Annotated in this window: 17 protein-coding genes; 12 read left to right on the top strand and 5 right to left on the bottom strand. The window is 71.3% G+C overall.

Translation table 11 applies throughout. The annotated features are described in order from the left end of the window. Positions 1 to 5: 5 nt before the first annotated feature. Both ACLQ2U_RS10330 and ACLQ2U_RS10325 read right to left on the bottom strand, forming a co-directional pair. Positions 6 to 872, bottom strand: coding sequence for a hypothetical protein (locus tag ACLQ2U_RS10330; protein WP_425750346.1), 867 nt, complete (start codon positions 870 to 872; stop codon positions 6 to 8). Beyond that, positions 865 to 1,365, bottom strand: coding sequence for a SigE family RNA polymerase sigma factor (locus ACLQ2U_RS10325; protein WP_425750345.1), 501 nt, complete (start codon positions 1,363 to 1,365; stop codon positions 865 to 867). Before ACLQ2U_RS10325 ends, ACLQ2U_RS10330 begins: the two co-directional genes overlap by 8 nt. Positions 1,366 to 1,508: 143 nt before the next feature. Here ACLQ2U_RS10325 and ACLQ2U_RS10320 point away from each other — a divergent pair, with 143 nt between their 5' ends. The 5 genes from ACLQ2U_RS10320 to ACLQ2U_RS10300 all read left to right on the top strand — a co-directional run bounded on the left by ACLQ2U_RS10320 (position 1,509) and on the right by ACLQ2U_RS10300 (position 6,381). Beyond that, complete coding sequence (locus ACLQ2U_RS10320; RefSeq protein ID WP_425750344.1) at positions 1,509 to 2,273, top strand: ABC transporter ATP-binding protein; 765 nt, start codon at positions 1,509 to 1,511, stop codon at positions 2,271 to 2,273. Beyond that, complete coding sequence (locus tag ACLQ2U_RS10315; RefSeq protein ID WP_425750343.1) at positions 2,258 to 3,949, top strand: ABC transporter permease; 1,692 nt, start codon at positions 2,258 to 2,260, stop codon at positions 3,947 to 3,949. Before ACLQ2U_RS10320 ends, ACLQ2U_RS10315 begins: the two co-directional genes overlap by 16 nt. A 144-nt stretch (positions 3,950 to 4,093) precedes the next feature. Beyond that, entirely contained in the window at positions 4,094 to 4,606 is a 513-nt protein-coding gene (locus ACLQ2U_RS10310; RefSeq protein ID WP_425750514.1) for a SigE family RNA polymerase sigma factor, read from the top strand. Beyond that, positions 4,599 to 5,831 (top strand): hypothetical protein, encoded by a 1,233-nt coding sequence (locus ACLQ2U_RS10305; RefSeq protein ID WP_425750342.1) that lies wholly within the window; start codon positions 4,599 to 4,601, stop codon positions 5,829 to 5,831. Before ACLQ2U_RS10310 ends, ACLQ2U_RS10305 begins: the two co-directional genes overlap by 8 nt. 34 nt (positions 5,832 to 5,865) lie before the next feature. After that, on the top strand, positions 5,866 to 6,381 hold the full coding sequence (locus ACLQ2U_RS10300; RefSeq protein ID WP_425750341.1) for an SRPBCC family protein: 516 nt from the start codon (positions 5,866 to 5,868) through the stop codon (positions 6,379 to 6,381). 6 nt (positions 6,382 to 6,387) lie between these two features. Here the strand turns inward: ACLQ2U_RS10300 and ACLQ2U_RS10295 are convergent, their stop codons facing one another. Genes ACLQ2U_RS10295 through ACLQ2U_RS10285 form a run of 3 tightly spaced genes read right to left on the bottom strand, consistent with a single transcriptional unit; the run spans position 6,388 to position 7,363 of the window. After that, positions 6,388 to 6,582 carry a DUF397 domain-containing protein gene (locus ACLQ2U_RS10295; RefSeq protein WP_425750340.1) on the bottom strand — a complete coding sequence of 65 codons (195 nt, stop codon included), beginning with the start codon at positions 6,580 to 6,582 and terminating at the stop codon, positions 6,388 to 6,390. Further along, positions 6,579 to 6,761 carry a Scr1 family TA system antitoxin-like transcriptional regulator gene (locus tag ACLQ2U_RS10290; RefSeq protein ID WP_425750339.1) on the bottom strand — a complete coding sequence of 61 codons (183 nt, stop codon included), beginning with the start codon at positions 6,759 to 6,761 and terminating at the stop codon, positions 6,579 to 6,581. The genes ACLQ2U_RS10295 and ACLQ2U_RS10290 overlap by 4 nt, the downstream gene beginning before the upstream one ends. Beyond that, entirely contained in the window at positions 6,758 to 7,363 is a 606-nt protein-coding gene (locus ACLQ2U_RS10285; protein WP_425750338.1) for a helix-turn-helix domain-containing protein, read from the bottom strand. Before ACLQ2U_RS10285 ends, ACLQ2U_RS10290 begins: the two co-directional genes overlap by 4 nt. Before the next feature lie 195 nt (positions 7,364 to 7,558). Here ACLQ2U_RS10285 and ACLQ2U_RS10280 point away from each other — a divergent pair, with 195 nt between their 5' ends. From ACLQ2U_RS10280 to ACLQ2U_RS10250, 7 genes are all read left to right on the top strand, one after another. Further along, positions 7,559 to 7,786: a hypothetical protein gene (locus tag ACLQ2U_RS10280; protein WP_425750337.1), complete on the top strand. Its 228-nt coding sequence runs from the start codon at positions 7,559 to 7,561 to the stop codon at positions 7,784 to 7,786. A 184-nt stretch (positions 7,787 to 7,970) separates the two neighbouring features. After that, positions 7,971 to 8,597: a flavin reductase family protein gene (locus tag ACLQ2U_RS10275; protein WP_425750513.1), complete on the top strand. Its 627-nt coding sequence runs from the start codon at positions 7,971 to 7,973 to the stop codon at positions 8,595 to 8,597. Between the two features lie 174 nt (positions 8,598 to 8,771). After that, positions 8,772 to 9,143, top strand: coding sequence for a DUF485 domain-containing protein (locus ACLQ2U_RS10270; RefSeq protein WP_425750336.1), 372 nt, complete (start codon positions 8,772 to 8,774; stop codon positions 9,141 to 9,143). Next, on the top strand, positions 9,121 to 10,794 hold the full coding sequence (locus ACLQ2U_RS10265; protein ID WP_425750335.1) for a solute symporter family protein: 1,674 nt from the start codon (positions 9,121 to 9,123) through the stop codon (positions 10,792 to 10,794). Before ACLQ2U_RS10270 ends, ACLQ2U_RS10265 begins: the two co-directional genes overlap by 23 nt. A 124-nt stretch (positions 10,795 to 10,918) precedes the next feature. Beyond that, positions 10,919 to 11,896, top strand: coding sequence for an NAD-dependent epimerase/dehydratase family protein (locus ACLQ2U_RS10260; RefSeq protein WP_425750334.1), 978 nt, complete (start codon positions 10,919 to 10,921; stop codon positions 11,894 to 11,896). Between the two features lie 78 nt (positions 11,897 to 11,974). Next, positions 11,975 to 13,225 carry an LCP family protein gene (locus ACLQ2U_RS10255; protein ID WP_425750333.1) on the top strand — a complete coding sequence of 417 codons (1,251 nt, stop codon included), beginning with the start codon at positions 11,975 to 11,977 and terminating at the stop codon, positions 13,223 to 13,225. A 198-nt stretch (positions 13,226 to 13,423) separates the two neighbouring features. Continuing rightward, on the top strand, positions 13,424 to 14,638 hold the full coding sequence (locus tag ACLQ2U_RS10250) for an LCP family protein (protein WP_425750332.1): 1,215 nt from the start codon (positions 13,424 to 13,426) through the stop codon (positions 14,636 to 14,638). The last annotated feature ends 132 nt before the right edge of the window (positions 14,639 to 14,770 follow it).

Raw genomic sequence — 14,770 nt, 5'->3', positions numbered from 1 at the left:
GACGGTCAGCAGTCGTCGGTACCGGCGCAGAGCCGGTCGGCCACCGGCTCCGCGTACCGCCGGGCATCGGTCGGGGTGGTGTCCTTGTCGAGCCAGACCTGCGCCACCAGGTCACCCTGCCGGACGAAGAGCCATCGGCTCGGGACGCCCTCGATGAGCGCGCCGACCAGCAGCGACTCTTCCCCACCGAGCCGCTCGCCCAGAATCGACAGGGAGTTGCCCTGCCGCTCGAATTTGCAGCCGCTGACCAGCTCACGTACCCGGTCCATGGCCGTGCCGGCCTGGTCGCCCGAGTGCCGGGTCACCCGTTGGGTGATGCGGGCGGTGGGCGAGTCGAAGACGGCTCCGCGGCGGGCTACCTCCCCAGGGGTGATCGACGGTGACTCGCCGCTGCAGTAGATCGTCACCGACTCCAACGTCCAGTCGCCGTCGAGGTCGCTCCCCGCGGCGCGGAAGCCGTCCGGCAGGTCCGCCAACCGAAGCATGGCGGCGGCGGGAACGGCCGGGTCGGCCGGGGTCGACGGGCTGGTGCGGCCGGGCGAGGTCAGGTCGGCCTTCGGGCTACGGGTCGTCTGGGACGGCGTCACCGACGGCGGTGGGACGACCGGGGTCGGCGCCGCCGGGGTCGGCGCGGGCGTAGTGGGGCTGACGCTCGGCGACGGAGTCGCCGGGATGACCGGCACCGGGCCAGGGCGACCGGCCAGGGCCACCGCTCCGGTGGCGACCACGCCGACGGCCACCACGCTGGCCAGGACGGCCGCGGCCCGCGTCCGGCGGGTTCGCTGCCGGCCGCGCCGGCGCACCTGCTCGGTGGCCGCCCAGGTCAGGTTCTCGGTGTCGCGGTACAGGTCGGCGAAGAACGGATCAGGCATTGCTGACCTCCTCGGGGAGGGTGGTGTCGAGCAGTTCGGCCAGCGCTCGGCGCCCGCGGCTGAGGCGGGCCTTGACGGTGCCGGTTGGGGTGTCGGTCTGCGCGGCGATCTCGGCGACCGACAGGTCGGCCAGGTGGTGCAGCACGATCGCCTCCCGCTGCTCCGCCGGCAGTTGGCGCAGCGCGGTCACCAGCGCGACCGTGTTCTCCGAGGGTGGGCCCACCGACGGTGCCACGCCGTGCCGGCGGTAGGCGGTCACCCCGTTGCGGATCTTGCGCCACCGGTTGATCAAAAGACGGTGGCCGACCGTGCGGACCCACGCCTCCGGGTCGCCGTACCCGCTGATCGTGTTCCAGCGCTGCCAGGCCCGGGCGTACGCCTCCTGCGCGGCGTCCTGGGCCTCGCTGAGATCGCCACCGAGCGCGTAGAGCACGGTGACCACCCGGTGCCTGGTGGTTCGATAGAACTCCTCGAACCCGTCGTCTGCGTCCAACGTCCCTCCCCCGTCGTGGTCCTGCCTCTGTCACCCGCCGGTAAGTCGACCGGTTGCATCCGACGCGCGTGCGTCTCGGGGAGGACGTGGGATCATCCTGCGGCCGGAGCGCGGTCTGGTGCCGGCCGGATACGGTCGGACGCATGACTGGTGAGCACCCGGCGCTCGTGCTGCGCGGCCTGGCGAAGCGGTTCGACGGCAAGGTCGCGGTCGCGGGGGTCGACCTGGCCGTCCCGGCCGGCTCCTTCTACGGCCTGCTCGGCCCGAACGGCGCCGGCAAGACCACCACCCTGTCGATGGCGGTGGGGCTGCTCCGGCCGGACCACGGTCAGGCCTGGGTGCTCGGGCACGACGTGTGGGCCGACCCCGTGGGCGCGAAGCGGCTGCTCGGCGTGCTGCCGGACGGCGTACGGCTCTTCGACCGGCTCAGCGGGGCGGAGCTGCTGGCGTACCACGGTCTGCTGCGCGGGATGGACCCGGCGGTGGTCGACCAGCGGGCCGCGGAGCTGCTCGACGTCCTCGCGCTCAGCGACGCCGGCCGGACCCTGGTGGTCGACTACTCGGCCGGCATGAAGAAGAAGATCGGCCTGGCCTGCGCGCTGCTGCACGGCCCCCGGCTGCTGGTGCTGGACGAGCCGTTCGAGGCGGTCGACCCGGTCTCCGCCGCGCTGATCCGGGACATCCTCCAGCGGTACGTCGGCGGCGGTGGAACCGTGGTCTTCTCCAGCCACGTGATGGAGGTCGTCGAGCGGCTCTGCTCGCACGTGGCGATCCTCGCCGAGGGCACCATCAAGCGGGTCGGCACGCTCGACCAGGTACGCGGCGACCGCTCGCTGGAGGACGTCTTCGTCGAGGTGGTCGGCGGGCGGACCGCGACCGGCGAGGAACTGGCGTGGCTGTCCCGGTGAGCGCACCCGCCGGCTCGGCCCGGCGGGTCCCGGTCCGACACTTCGTCCGGCTGAAGCTGCGGGTGATGGGCAACAACTTCCGCGGCCAGGGCTGGCGGATCGCGCTCTTCGTGGTCGGCGCGCTGGTCGGCCTCTGGTTCGCCGTCGGGGGCTTCCTGCTGCTGGCCGCGCCCGGCTTCGCCGACGAACCCCGGTACGCGCTGATGACGGCGGCGTTCGGCGGCGGGCTGCTGGTGCTCGGCTGGCTGCTGCTGCCGCTGGTCTTCTTCGGCGTGGACGAGACCCTCGACCCGGCCCGGTTCGCGCTGCTGCCGCTGCCCCGCCGCACCCTGGTCACCGGGCTGTTCGCGGCGGCACTGGTCAGCGTCCCGGTGCTCGCGGTGCTGATCGCGACCGCCGGCCTGGTGGTCACCGCCGGCGCGCTCGGCGGCTGGCCGGCCGGCGTGGTCGCCGCGGTCGGGGTGCTCGTCGGCCTGCTGCTCTGCGTCGCCGCCAGCCGCGCGGTGACCAGCGCGTTCGCCACCATCCTGCGGTCCCGTCGGGTACGGGACCTGGCCGCCGTGCTGCTGGCGGTGGTCGCCGCGCTGCTCGGCCCGCTGCAGATCGTGGTGCTCGCCGCGGTACGGGAGGCGGACTGGGACCGGCTGACCGGGGTGGCGCGGGTGGTCGGCTGGACGCCGTTCGGCGCGCCGTGGACGGTCGGCGTCGACGTGGCCGAGGGGCGGGCCTGGGCCGTACCGGTGAAGCTGCTGATCACCGCGGTCGCCGTCGGCCTGCTGCTGTGGTGGTGGTCCCGGTCGCTGGAGTCGGCGATGGTCGGCGCGGCGAGTTCGGCTCCGGCCCGGGGCCGGCGCGAACCGGTGGGCGGCGCGGTCGCGCAACTCTTCCCCCGGGCGGTCGGCTGGACCCGGCGGGACCGGTTCGGCGCGCTGGTGGCGCGGGAGTGCCGCTACTGGTGGCGGGACGCCCGGCGGCGGGCCAACCTGATCACCATCGCGGTGGTGGGCATCTTCGTGCCGGTGATGGTCAATCTAGGTGGCGCCGGCTTCACGGCGAGCAGCGAGGAGGGCTTCTCCACCGCCGGCGAATCCTCGCCGGTGCTGCTCAGCCTGTCGATGCTCTTCATCGGGGTGCTCGCCTCGGTCACCCTGGCCAACCAGTTCGGCTTCGACGGCAGCGCGTACGCGGCGAACGTGGTGGCCGGGGTGCCCGGCCGGCTCGAACTGCGCGCCCGGATGACGGCCTTCTCGACGTACGTGGTGCCGATGCTGGGCGTGGTCTCGGTGGTGATCACGGTGGTGCTGGGCGAGCCCGGCTGGATCGGAGTCGCCGCTGGCACCCTGCTCGCCGCGTACGGGGCCGGGTTGGCGATCAACGGGTTCATCTCGGTGCTGGGGGCGTACTCGCTGCCGGAGACGAGCAACCCGTTCGCGATGAACACCGGCGCCGGAATGGCGAAGAGCCTGCTCACCCTGCTGTCGATGGTCGCCTCGGCGGCCGCCGCGGTGCCGATGGTGGTGGCCGCGGCGCTGCTCGGCGACGTCTGGCTCTGGCTGGCCCTGCCGGTCGGCGCGGCGTACGGACTGGGCGCGGCGCTGCTCGGCTCGTACCTGGCCGGTGACGTGCTGGACCACCGGATGCCGGAACTGCTCGCCGCCGTCACCCCGCGCCGCTGACGGCAAGCCGACAGGCGGTCGACCGCAACCGTCGACGACGCCACGGGGTGTGCTGGACAGACACCGTGCAGCCGCATGGTGCGCCAGCAGGGGAGGCGCCACGTGGCAATACAGCAGCGGGGCCCCGGCGACGACAGGCCGGGGCTGTCCTCCCCGGCCGCGGGGGCCGGGGAGGACAGCTTCGAGGAGTTCTACGCCGCCAACTTCCAGCCGTTGATGCTCCAGCTCTACGCGTACACGGCTGATGTCGGTCACGCCCAGGACGCCGTGCAGGAGGCGTTCAGCCGGGCCTGGGCCCGGTGGAACACGTTGGCCCGGTACGAACGCCCGGCCGCCTGGGTGCGCACCGTCGCCCTGAACGTGGCGCGGAACCGCTGGCGCCGGCTGCGGGCCGCCCAAGCCCACGCGAGATTCCATCAGCACCCGGTGGTCGAGGGCCCGAGCCCGGACCGGGTGGCGCTGGCCCGGGCACTCGCCACCCTGCCCGAGAACCAGCGACGGGCGATCGTGCTGTTCCACATCGCCGACCTCGGCATCGCCGAGATCGCCGAGCACGAGGGGGTGGCGGCGGGGACGGTGAAGTCCTGGTTGCACCGCGGTCGCCTCGCTCTCGCCGCCGAACTCGCCGACCTGCGGACTGGAGAGCAGCATGTCTGACCACAACGTTGTGCCCGAGCTGACCGATGCCTTCACCGCCTTCCGGTCGGGTGGGCCGCTGACCGTGCCGCCCGGTGCACGGGCCGCCCGTGAGGTCGTCCGCCGTCGTCGTACGGCGCGGGTCACCGCGACCGGCCTGATGGCGGCGACGCTGATCGCCACCCCGGTGCTCGCCGGCGTGGGGGACACCGATCCTCGGCCGCCAGCGCCTCCGACGACCAGTGAGACACCCTGGGCGCCACCGTCGGCCACCACGGGTCCGCCGTCGGCGTCCCCCACCCCGTCGGTGACGTCGACGCCGTCCGCACCCGCGCCAGACGGCCGGATCAGCAAGGAGGACCTCGGGAACGCCACTCTCCGGCTGCCGGCGTGGCCCTCGTACCTGGCGGACGAGTGCCCCGCCGGTCAGGTCCGGTTCCGGGACGGCCGGGCGCAGCGCTCCGCGGCCGCGGAGCTTCGGGTCACCATCGACCAGGTCGTCCACGCCGACGTGGACCGTGACGGCGCCGAGGAGACGGCGGCGCTGATCAGATGCAGCGGCCTGGAGATGGGCGAGGCGAGAGTGCTGGCCTTCGACCGCGACCGCGGCGGATCCATCCGGACGATGGGTGTCGTGGTCGGGGAGACGGGCGACGTCGCGGGTATCGGCGGAATCCGGGCGGATGGACGGCAGATCGCGGTGGAGGTGGTCGACTACGCCGGCGACGGCATTCCGGACGACCTGGCCCAACGACAGTGGCGCGTCTACTCGTGGACCGGTCGGGGTTTCGCACAGACCGACGGGCCGACCAGCTTCCCCGCCAACCCCCGGATCACCGACCTGTCGATCAGCGGGGACGACCTGCGGCTCACGTCCGGGGTGGCGGACTCCGCGACCGGCACGCTCCGTCTGACAGTAGAGAACAACGGGCCGCAACCGGCGGACGCGCTCCGGGTGCGGGTGAATTTGCCGAAGCCGTTCACGGTCACCGCCGTGCCGTCGGGCTGCACCGCGTTCCCCTTCAGTCAGGGCACGTCGTACACCTGCCGGCCGGGTGCCCTTCCGGTCAGCGCGAGCATCCGCGTCGACCTTCCGGTGTCGGTGCCGCGGTCCCAGGTGGGCAGCGGTTCCGTCGGCGAGTACTCGGCCCTGGTCGACTGGGGCGTGGGCGACGGCGCCGCCAATCCGGAGCCGGACGGCGCCCGGAAGGACAACGACCTCAATGGGGCCCTCATCGTCGACTGAGCCCACGGTTGCCGACCGCCTGGACAATGGGCACATGCCCGTCGTCCAGGCGGTGGTGACCGTTCCGGTGCCACCCGAGTTGGCCTTCGCCGTGTCCCAGACCGCCGCCCCGGTGCGCTACCGCTGGGACCCGTTCGTCCGCGAACAGCACTTCACCGACGGCGCGACCCGGCCCGGCAAGGGGGTGCGGACCTTCACCCGCTCCCGGCACGGCCTGGTCATGGTCAGCGAGTACGTCTCCTTCGCGCCGCCGACCAACGTCGGCATGAAGATGGTGCGCGGGCCGTGGTTCTTTGAGATGTTCGCTGGCGGCTGGCGGTTCGCGCCGGGCCCGGAGCCGGACTCGACGGTCGCCACCTGGCGGTACAGCTTCCGCTGCCGGCCGGCGTTCGTTCGCCCGGTCGCCGACCGGATCGGGGTCTGGCTGCTGACCCGGGACATCCGCCGTCGCATCGCCGGCTACGCCGCCGGCTGCGCCGACCCGGAGGTGCTGGCCGCCGCCCGCCGCTCACTCACCCCCGACGACCAGGTCGACCAGCGTACGACCTGAGCCGCGTCAGTCGGGTCGGGTCGTGCGGAGCACGTCGACGAATGCGCGCCAGGCGTCCGGGGCGAAGGTGAGGGTCGGGCCGGAGCGGTCCTTGCTGTCCCGCACCAGCACCACCCCGGGCAGGTTGTCCGCCACCTCGACACAGTTGCCGTCGTTGTCCGATCGGGTAGATGTGCGCCAGAGCGGTGTGCCAGGGGTCATGACGTCACCTTCAGTTTCTTGATCAGATCGAGGGAGGCGCGCTCAGACAGGGCCTCAGCGAGGAGATACTCCCACTTTCGCTGCACCAGTCCAATCCATTCCGGATAGTCCGCAATCTGACCTCGCGCCGCATTGTCGAGGCAGAGCAGGCGCTCTTTGCCGGGCAACTCCGCGATCACGAACCCACCCAAAGCGAGACGTGCGCACCGACATCGAGCGGCAGCACGTGCAGGCGCACATGGGGCAGGTCAGCGCTCTCCAGCAGCCGGCCAAGCTGGCGATCCATCACAGCCGGTCCACCTATCGACCGGCACAGCGCACTTTCATCGATGACGAAGATGCACTCGGGTGGCTCCTCCCGGCACAGCACCTGCTGTCGGTTCATCCGCAGGCTGAGCAGTTCCCCGACCTTCTCGGAACGGTAAAGCTTGCCAGCGGTGAAGACAGCCCGGGCATATTCCTCGGTCTGAAGAAGACCTGGAACAAGACATGGCTCAAAGTGACACAGCCGGGAAGCCCGCTCTTCGTGGCCTGGCCACGACTCAAACCAGGAAGGCGAACTCCTGCCCTCGTGCTCCTTGAGCATGCTGGCGAGGAGACCGCCGGTGCTCAGGGCCTGGTCGGCGGCGACCGCGAACTCCATGGTCGGCCGGCGGCGGCCGGTCTCGATGGCGGCCACCGTGGACGGGCTCCACCTGATCAGGGTCGCCAACCCCTCCTGGGACACCTCGGCACCAGCCCGGGCGGCCTTCAACGCCCGGATCCACATCTCGACGTTCATCCTTACCTCTCCGGTAAGTACGTGACCGCGCTGCGTAGTAAGCGCTGGCATCCTCCCCTGCCATCCGCCCCGAGTCCAGGGTGGAGGGCACGCGGCCCGGCCGGTGGAGGCGACGACCCGGCGGCCGGTCCTGCGTCGGGCCGCCCCGGTCATCCCCCGGCCGGGGCGGCCCCCTTGGAGAGAGGAGATAAAGGAATGTTCGGGTACCTCCGCCGGAGGAACGCGGCGCTGTGGTCGTATCGAAGGAAGAAGGTGGCGGTGCCGACGGCCGTGCCGGGCGCGACCGGGCCGGAGCGGCCGGCGCCCCGGCCGAACCCGCCACCGACGTGGGCGACCGGGCCGACGGTGGCCCTGCCGCGACCGGGCCGGGCCGGCTGGCTGACCCCGGCGCAGACCTGGCGGGCGAACGGCGGCCGCTGGTGACGGCGGCCCGGGCGTGTCGCGCCGGGGACGGGGACATGACCGCCACGCCGAGACCCTCGGGCGATACGCGGCACACCACCGGAGACCGGTGGTGAGCAGGGCGCACCTGCCGATGCGGCCGCTGTGGCGCTGCCGGGCCTGCGGCGCGCTCTGGCCGTGCCAACCGGCCCGACTCGCGCTACTGATCGAGTACCGGCACGACCGGAAGCTCCACCCGCACGCCCGCCACGCGAACCTGCACGACCGCTTCCTCGGCTGCGCCTTGGGCCGGGGCGGCACAATGTTTCACGTGAATCATGAGCCGGGAGCCGAGATCCACCACACCGACCCGTTCGCGGTGCCGGCCGGGCAGCGTTCGCCGGTCCGCCGGTTGCGGGGTCGACTGGCCGCGCCGGTGACCCTCTGGACGGCGCCCGGTCCGGCCGGGCTGACCGTCTCGTCCACCCTGGTGGCCGAGGGCGAGCCGGACCGGCTGCTCGGGCTGATCGACCCCGAGTCGGACCTGTGGGCGGCGGTCGAGGACGCCGGCCGGTTCGCGGTGGCGCCGCTGGGTCCGCCGCACCGGCAGCTCGCCGACCGGTTCGCCGGCCTCTTCCCCTCCCCGGGCGGGCTCTTCGCCACCGGCCCGTGGACCGAGACCCCCTACGGCCCGGTCCCGACCGACGCCGGCGGGTGGGCCGGCTGCCGGCTCGACGCCGCCCGGGAGTACGGCTGGGGCCTGCTGGTCGAGGCCACCATCGAGGCGGTCGACCTGACCGAGGAGACCGCGCCGCTGCTGCACTACCGCGGTCGGTACCACGAGCTGACCTGACGCCGGCGGCGGTCGGCCGTCGACCGCTCAACGGAGTGACCTGGGTCACTCGGCGCAGCCAGCGGACCGCTCGGCGCAGCCGCCGACCGGCCCCGATCCCGGCCTTCCCCGGCGGGGAGCGCGCTCTCTACCGTGCGCGAAACTCCCCACGCCTGTGAAGGTGGTGATCCACAGATGTCCACGGACACACCCGCGTCCGCGCCCGCAGAGTCGGCGGCTGAGCGGTACCTCGCCGTACAACGGTCGGACGAGTTCGCCGGGTTGCGTCGCGCGCTGCGCGGCTTCGTCTTCCCGATGACCATCGCGTTCTTCCTGTGGTACGCGCTCTACGTGATCCTCTCCGCGTACGCGCGGGACTTCATGGGCACGAAGCTCTTCGGCAGCCACATCAACGTCGCGCTCATCTTCGGGCTGCTCCAGTTCGTCTCGACGTTCCTGATCGCCTGGCTCTACTCCCGGTACGCCGACCGGAAGCTCGACCCGATCGCCGACCGGATCCGCGCCGAGATGGGGGAGGTGACCCATGAACACGGTCCTCGCGGCTGAGGCGGGCGGCACCACCGCCCGGAACCTCACCATCACGCTCTTCCTGGTCTTCGTGGCGGTGACCCTGGCGATCACGATCTGGGCGAGCCGGCAGACCAAGACCGCCACCGACTTCTACGCCGGCGGCCGGTCCTTCTCCGGCTTCCAGAACGGCATGGCGATCGGCGGCGACTACATGTCGGCGGCATCGTTCCTGGGCATCGCCGGCATCATCGCCCTCTACGGCTACGACGGCTTCCTCTACTCGATCGGCTTCCTGGTCGCCTGGCTGGTGGCGTTGCTGCTCGTCGCCGAACTGCTGCGCAACTCCGGCCGGTACACGATGGCCGACGTGCTCGCCTTCCGGATGCGCCAGCGCCCGGTGCGTACGGCGGCCGCGGTCTCCACCATCACGGTGTCGATCTTCTATCTGCTGGCCCAGATGGTGGGCGCCGGCGCGCTGGTCGCGCTGCTGCTCGGCATCAAGCCGGGCACGACCTTCCTCGGCATGGACGCGGACACCGCCAAGGTGGCCACCATCATCATGGTCGGCGCCCTGATGATCATCTACGTGACCGTGGGTGGCATGAAGGGCACCACGTACGTCCAGATCGTCAAGGCGTTCCTGCTGATGGCCGGCGCGCTGGTGATGACCGTACTTGTCCTCGCGAAGTTCAACTTCAACCTGTCGTCGCTGCTGGGCCAGGCGGCCGAGGCGTCCGGCAAGGGGAGCGCATTCCTGGAACCGGGTCTGCGGTACGGCGTCGACACACCCGGCGACGCGCTGAAGACCTTCTACAGCAAGATGGACCTGCTGTCGCTCGGCATCGCGCTGGTGCTCGGCACCGCCGGCCTGCCGCACATCCTGATCCGGTTCTACACGGTGCCGACCGCCAAGGCGGCCCGCAAGAGCGTGCTCTGGGCGATCGGCATCATCGGCACCTTCTATCTGCTCACCCTGGCGCTCGGCTTCGGCGCGGCGGCCCTGGTCGGCGGCAAGGCGATCACCGCGCAGGACAAGGCCGGCAACACCGCCGCGCCGCAGCTCGCCGAGGCGCTCGGTATCGACTTCCTCGGCGGCAACCTGGGCGGGGCCACCCTGCTGGCGATCATCGCGGCGGTCGCCTTCGCCACCATCCTGGCCGTGGTGGCCGGGCTCACCCTGGCGTCGTCGTCCAGCCTGGCGCACGACTTCTACGCCAACGTGATCAAGAACGGGCAGGCCTCGGAACGGCAGGAGGTCGCGGTCGCCCGGATCTCCGCCCTGGTCATCGGCGCGGTCTCCATCGCGTTGTCGATCTTCGCGCAGAGCCTGAACGTGGCCTTCCTGGTGGCGCTCGCCTTCGCGGTCGCCGCCTCCGGCAACCTCCCGGCGATCCTCTACAGCCTGTTCTGGAAGCGGTTCAACACCTCGGGCGCGGTCTGGGCCATCTACGGCGGCCTGATCTCCGCCGTGGTGCTGGTCTTCTTCTCGCCGGTGGTCTCCGGGGCACCGACGGCCATGTTCCCCGAGCACGACTGGCACGTGTTCCCGCTGTCCAACCCGGGCATCATCTCCATCCCGCTCGGCTTCCTCTGCGGCTGGATCGGCACGGTCATCTCCAAGGAGCACGACGAGGAGAAGTACGCGGAGCTGGAGGTGCGCGCCCTCACCGGCGCGGGAGCGCACTGACGGCCCACCACCGGTACGGGGTCCTCGACGCGGTCGCGTCGGGGACCCCGCGCCACGCCGGACCGGCACGCGAGTGCCTCGGGCCGAAGGACGTACGACCGGTCCGCTGAGTAGGCTGACCGGCATGAAGGTAGCTCCACGCTTCGAAAGCGGTCACCGCGTCCTCGTCACCGGTGGCGCCGGCTTCGTGCCGTCACATCTGGTAGACGCCCTGATCGAGCGCGGGTGCACCGTCGTCGCGCTGGACAACTTCGTGACCGGCTCCAAGGACAACGTCGCCCACCTCGCGGAGCACCCGCACTTCACCCTGGTGGAGGCGGACATCTCCGAGGGGCTGCCCACCCACCATCCGGCGCTCGCCGAGCGGTTCGACGCCATCCTGCACATGGCCTCCCCGGCCAGCCCGACGGACTTCGAGAAGCTGCCGGTGGAGATCCTCCGGGTCGGCTCGGTGGGCACCCTGCACCTGCTGGACCGCGCGGTCGCCGACGGCGCCCGGTTCCTGATGGCCTCCACCTCCGAGGCGTACGGGGACCCGAAGGAGCACCCGCAGCGGGAGACCTACTGGGGCAACGTCAACCCGATCGGCGTGCGCAGCGTCTACGACGAGGCGAAGCGCTTCTCCGAGGCGGCGACCATGGCGTACCACCGCAGCCGTGGGCTGGACGCCGCGATCGTCCGCATCTTCAACACGTACGGCCCGCGGATGCGCCCCGACGACGGCCGGGCCATCCCCACCTTCATCTCCCAGGCGCTGCGCGGCGAGCCGATCACCGTGCACGGCACCGGCAACCAGACCCGCTCGATCTGCTACGTCTCGGACCTGGTGCGCGGCATCCTGCTCCTGCTCGACTCCCGGGAGACCGGGCCGATCAACTGCGGCACCGAGCACGAGATGAGCATGCGGCAACTGGCCGAGACGATCGTGGCGCTCGCCGGCAGCGACTCCCGCGTGACGTACGTCACCCGCAGCTCGGACGACCCGGAGATGCGCCGCCCGGACCTGACCCTCGCCCGCGACCTGCTGGGATACGAGCCGGCCGTGGCGCCCGAAGACGGCCTCCGACGCACCATCGACCACTTCCGCGAGCGGCTAGGGTAACTCCTCCCGCAGCGCGCGGGAGGATTATCGGCGTTCGCCTTCAGGCAACCCTCGACTGCGCTACGTACCCTGAGACGCATGTCAGCGACATCGTCTGCCGGCGCCCCGTTCCCGCACCTGCACCGGAGCGCCGGACGCGCCCCGGTCCCCGGCTCCGCGCAGAGCGCCGTCGGGCGCTCCCGCTCGTCCGGCTCGCAGTGGTACCCGCCGTACGACGAGGCGCCGGTCCGCACCGGCGGACCGGGCGGCCACGGCGGGCCCGGCACCCCTCAGGACCCGGGTGGGCCGGGCGGCCCCGGCGGGTCGGGCCGACGCGGCCCGCGGCCCCGGTGGGGGCGGATCGGCCTGCTCGCCGGCATCACGGTGCTGGTGCTGGCGCTGCTCGGCGGCGCTGGGGCGTGGTTCTACGCCCGCAACCTCAACGAGGACCTGGCCCGCACCGACCCGTTCTCGGAGATCACCGGCGGCCGGCCGGCCAAGGCGGTCAACGGCGCGCTCAACATCCTGCTGGTCGGTTCCGACTCGCGGGACCCGGACGCCCCGGTGGACAAGCAGAGCCAGTGGCGCGCCGACACGATCATCGTCATGCACATCCCGGCCGACCACAAGTCCGCCTACCTGGTCTCCGTCCCCCGCGACCTGTACGTGCCGATTCCGGAGAACGCCGGCGCGGACTGCGACTCCGGCCGGCGCGCGAAGATCAACGCGGCGTTCGCGTTCGGCGGTCTGCCGCTGGCGGTACGCACCGTGGAGTGCTTCACCGACGTCCGGATCGACCATGTGATGGCGATCGACTTCGCCGGCTTCCGGGAGGTCACCGACGCCCTCGGCGGGGTGGACCTGAAGGTGGAGCGGAGCGTCACCTCGATCCACAAGCCATACCGGAAGTTCACCAAGGGCACCATGCACATGGACGGCGCTCAGGCGCTGGACTGGATCCGTCAGCGCAAGCAGTTCCCCGAGGGGGACTTCGCCCGGATGCGGCACCAGCAGGAGTTCCTCCGCGCGCTGATGGACAAGGCGGCGAGTTCGGGCACGCTCACCAATCCGAAGAAGCTGAACGCCTTTCTCCAGTCGGTCACCGACGCGGTGACCGTGGACAACGGTTTCTCGCTGGTCGACATGGCGATGGAGTTCCGCAATCTGCGCGGCGAGAACCTCACCTTCGTCACCAGCCCGAACTCGGGCAGCGACACGAAAAACGGCGAGTCGGTGGTGGTCTCCGACCGGGAGAAGGCGCTGGCGATGTACAAGGCGATGTCCGCGGACACCATGGCCGCCTGGATGGCGGCCAACCAGAAGGCGGACGGAACGGGCAGCGGGAACTGAACCTCCCCGGCGGCCGGGCCTCCCGGCCGCCGGGTCCGGCCGCCAACCACCGACCGGCCCCATCGGCTCGTCCGTTCGGATGATATCCGCGCACAACTGTCGGAATAGTTGAGAATTGAGCGGGTGACGGCCTCGCCAATGCCAGGGAGCGGTCCGTAAAGTGGTGCCCCGCCCCCCGATCATCGAGCTGGAGCACGCATGCCGGTTCAGACCAGCCCCCGCCCCATGTCGCAGGAGCACGACGCGACGCCACGGGTCTCGTCAGCGATCCCGACCCAGGGCGGGCGCGGCGGACGGCGGGGCGGCGGTGGTCCCCGGAAGCGCACCATGCGCAAGGACCCGCTCTGGGCCCGACTCACCCTGATCTTCGGCGCGGTCCTGATGATGACCAGCGGAATCGCCATCGTCGGCAGCAAGGCGCTGATCAGCCAGGCGACCGGCAACATCGCGCAGAGCAACCTGCTGGGCGGGGCGGGCAAGACCGACGCCGAGGGCGGGGCCAACGTCGAAGGCCCGATCGACATGCTGCTGCTCGGTGTCGACGTGCGGCAGAACTGGGCCAAGGACGACATCCGCTCCGACAGCATCATCATGCTGCACATCCCGGCCAGCCACGACCAGGCGTACCTGATCTCGATCCCGCGCGACACCGAGGCGCAGATCCCCGCGTTCAAGAAGAGCGGCTACCGGGGCGGCACCGACAAGATGAACGCTGCGTTCCAGTTCGGCGCCCGCAACGGCGGCGGCTGGCAGGGCGGTGCCCAGCTGATGGCCCAGACGATCAAGAACATGACCGGGGTCAGCTTCGACGGCGCCGCGATCATCAACTTCGGCGGCTTCAAGAGCGTCATCGACACGCTCGGCACCATCCGGGTCTGCGTCAGCCACCAGGTGAAGTCGATCCACACCTCGGTCGTCGACGGCAAGCACATGTGGAACACGGAAGCCCAGAAGACCGGCCGCCCGATGACTCCCATGGTCTACAAGAAGGGCTGCCAGCAGATGACCGGGCTGCAGGCGTTGGACTACTCGCGACAGCGCTACGGCCTGCCGAACAGCGACTACGACCGCCAGCAGAACCAGCAGCAGGTGATCAAGGCGATGGCCCGCAAGGCCACCGAGAAGGGCGTGCTGACCAACCCGGTCAAGCTCAACCAGCTGATGCGGGCCGCCGGCAAGGCCTTCGTCGTGGACACCGGCGGCATCCCGGTGCCGGACTTCGTCTTCGCCCTGCGCGGCGTCACCGCCAACGAGTTGACCATGCTGCGGACCAACGGCGGAACGTTCCACGGCAACGCCAACAAGCGCGAGACGCTCGACGCGCAGACCCTGGCGATGTTCAAGGCGGTCAAGGACGACAAGCTGGCCGAATTCGTGTACGCCAACCCGAACGTGCTGTCGACCCGCAAGTGACGCCGGCGACCGGCCGGCAGCTGCGCCGAAACCGGCCGCGGCGGGGTGACCGGCCCGTAGCCTGACGTGAGTAAGCCTCACGTCACGGCCACGGGGAGGACGTTACGTCCAGGTCAGCGGGGGCCCACCGGG

The organism is Micromonospora sp. DT47, assembly GCF_049844475.1.
GTDB lineage: Bacteria > Actinomycetota > Actinomycetes > Mycobacteriales > Micromonosporaceae > Micromonospora.
The sequence above is the reverse complement of the archived record's forward strand: the minus strand, read 5'-3'. Positions and strand labels throughout refer to the sequence as shown.

What these genes read in the sequence shown, in the direction of transcription:
- ACLQ2U_RS10330 (WP_425750346.1), bottom strand. Translation starts at nt 872, where the DNA reads ATGCCTGATCCGTTCTTCGCCGACCTGTACCGCGACACCGAGAACCTG.
- ACLQ2U_RS10270 (WP_425750336.1), top strand. Translation starts at nt 8,772, where the DNA reads ATGTCCACGGACACACCCGCGTCCGCGCCCGCAGAGTCGGCGGCTGAG.
- ACLQ2U_RS10320 (WP_425750344.1), top strand. Translation starts at nt 1,509, where the DNA reads ATGACTGGTGAGCACCCGGCGCTCGTGCTGCGCGGCCTGGCGAAGCGG.
- ACLQ2U_RS10265 (WP_425750335.1), top strand. Translation starts at nt 9,121, where the DNA reads ATGAACACGGTCCTCGCGGCTGAGGCGGGCGGCACCACCGCCCGGAAC.
- ACLQ2U_RS10305 (WP_425750342.1), top strand. Translation starts at nt 4,599, where the DNA reads ATGTCTGACCACAACGTTGTGCCCGAGCTGACCGATGCCTTCACCGCC.
- ACLQ2U_RS10260 (WP_425750334.1), top strand. Translation starts at nt 10,919, where the DNA reads ATGAAGGTAGCTCCACGCTTCGAAAGCGGTCACCGCGTCCTCGTCACC.
- ACLQ2U_RS10285 (WP_425750338.1), bottom strand. Translation starts at nt 7,363, where the DNA reads ATGAACGTCGAGATGTGGATCCGGGCGTTGAAGGCCGCCCGGGCTGGT.
- ACLQ2U_RS10250 (WP_425750332.1), top strand. Translation starts at nt 13,424, where the DNA reads ATGCCGGTTCAGACCAGCCCCCGCCCCATGTCGCAGGAGCACGACGCG.
- ACLQ2U_RS10280 (WP_425750337.1), top strand. Translation starts at nt 7,559, where the DNA reads ATGTTCGGGTACCTCCGCCGGAGGAACGCGGCGCTGTGGTCGTATCGA.
- ACLQ2U_RS10295 (WP_425750340.1), bottom strand. Translation starts at nt 6,582, where the DNA reads ATGACCCCTGGCACACCGCTCTGGCGCACATCTACCCGATCGGACAAC.
- ACLQ2U_RS10255 (WP_425750333.1), top strand. Translation starts at nt 11,975, where the DNA reads ATGTCAGCGACATCGTCTGCCGGCGCCCCGTTCCCGCACCTGCACCGG.
- ACLQ2U_RS10300 (WP_425750341.1), top strand. Translation starts at nt 5,866, where the DNA reads ATGCCCGTCGTCCAGGCGGTGGTGACCGTTCCGGTGCCACCCGAGTTG.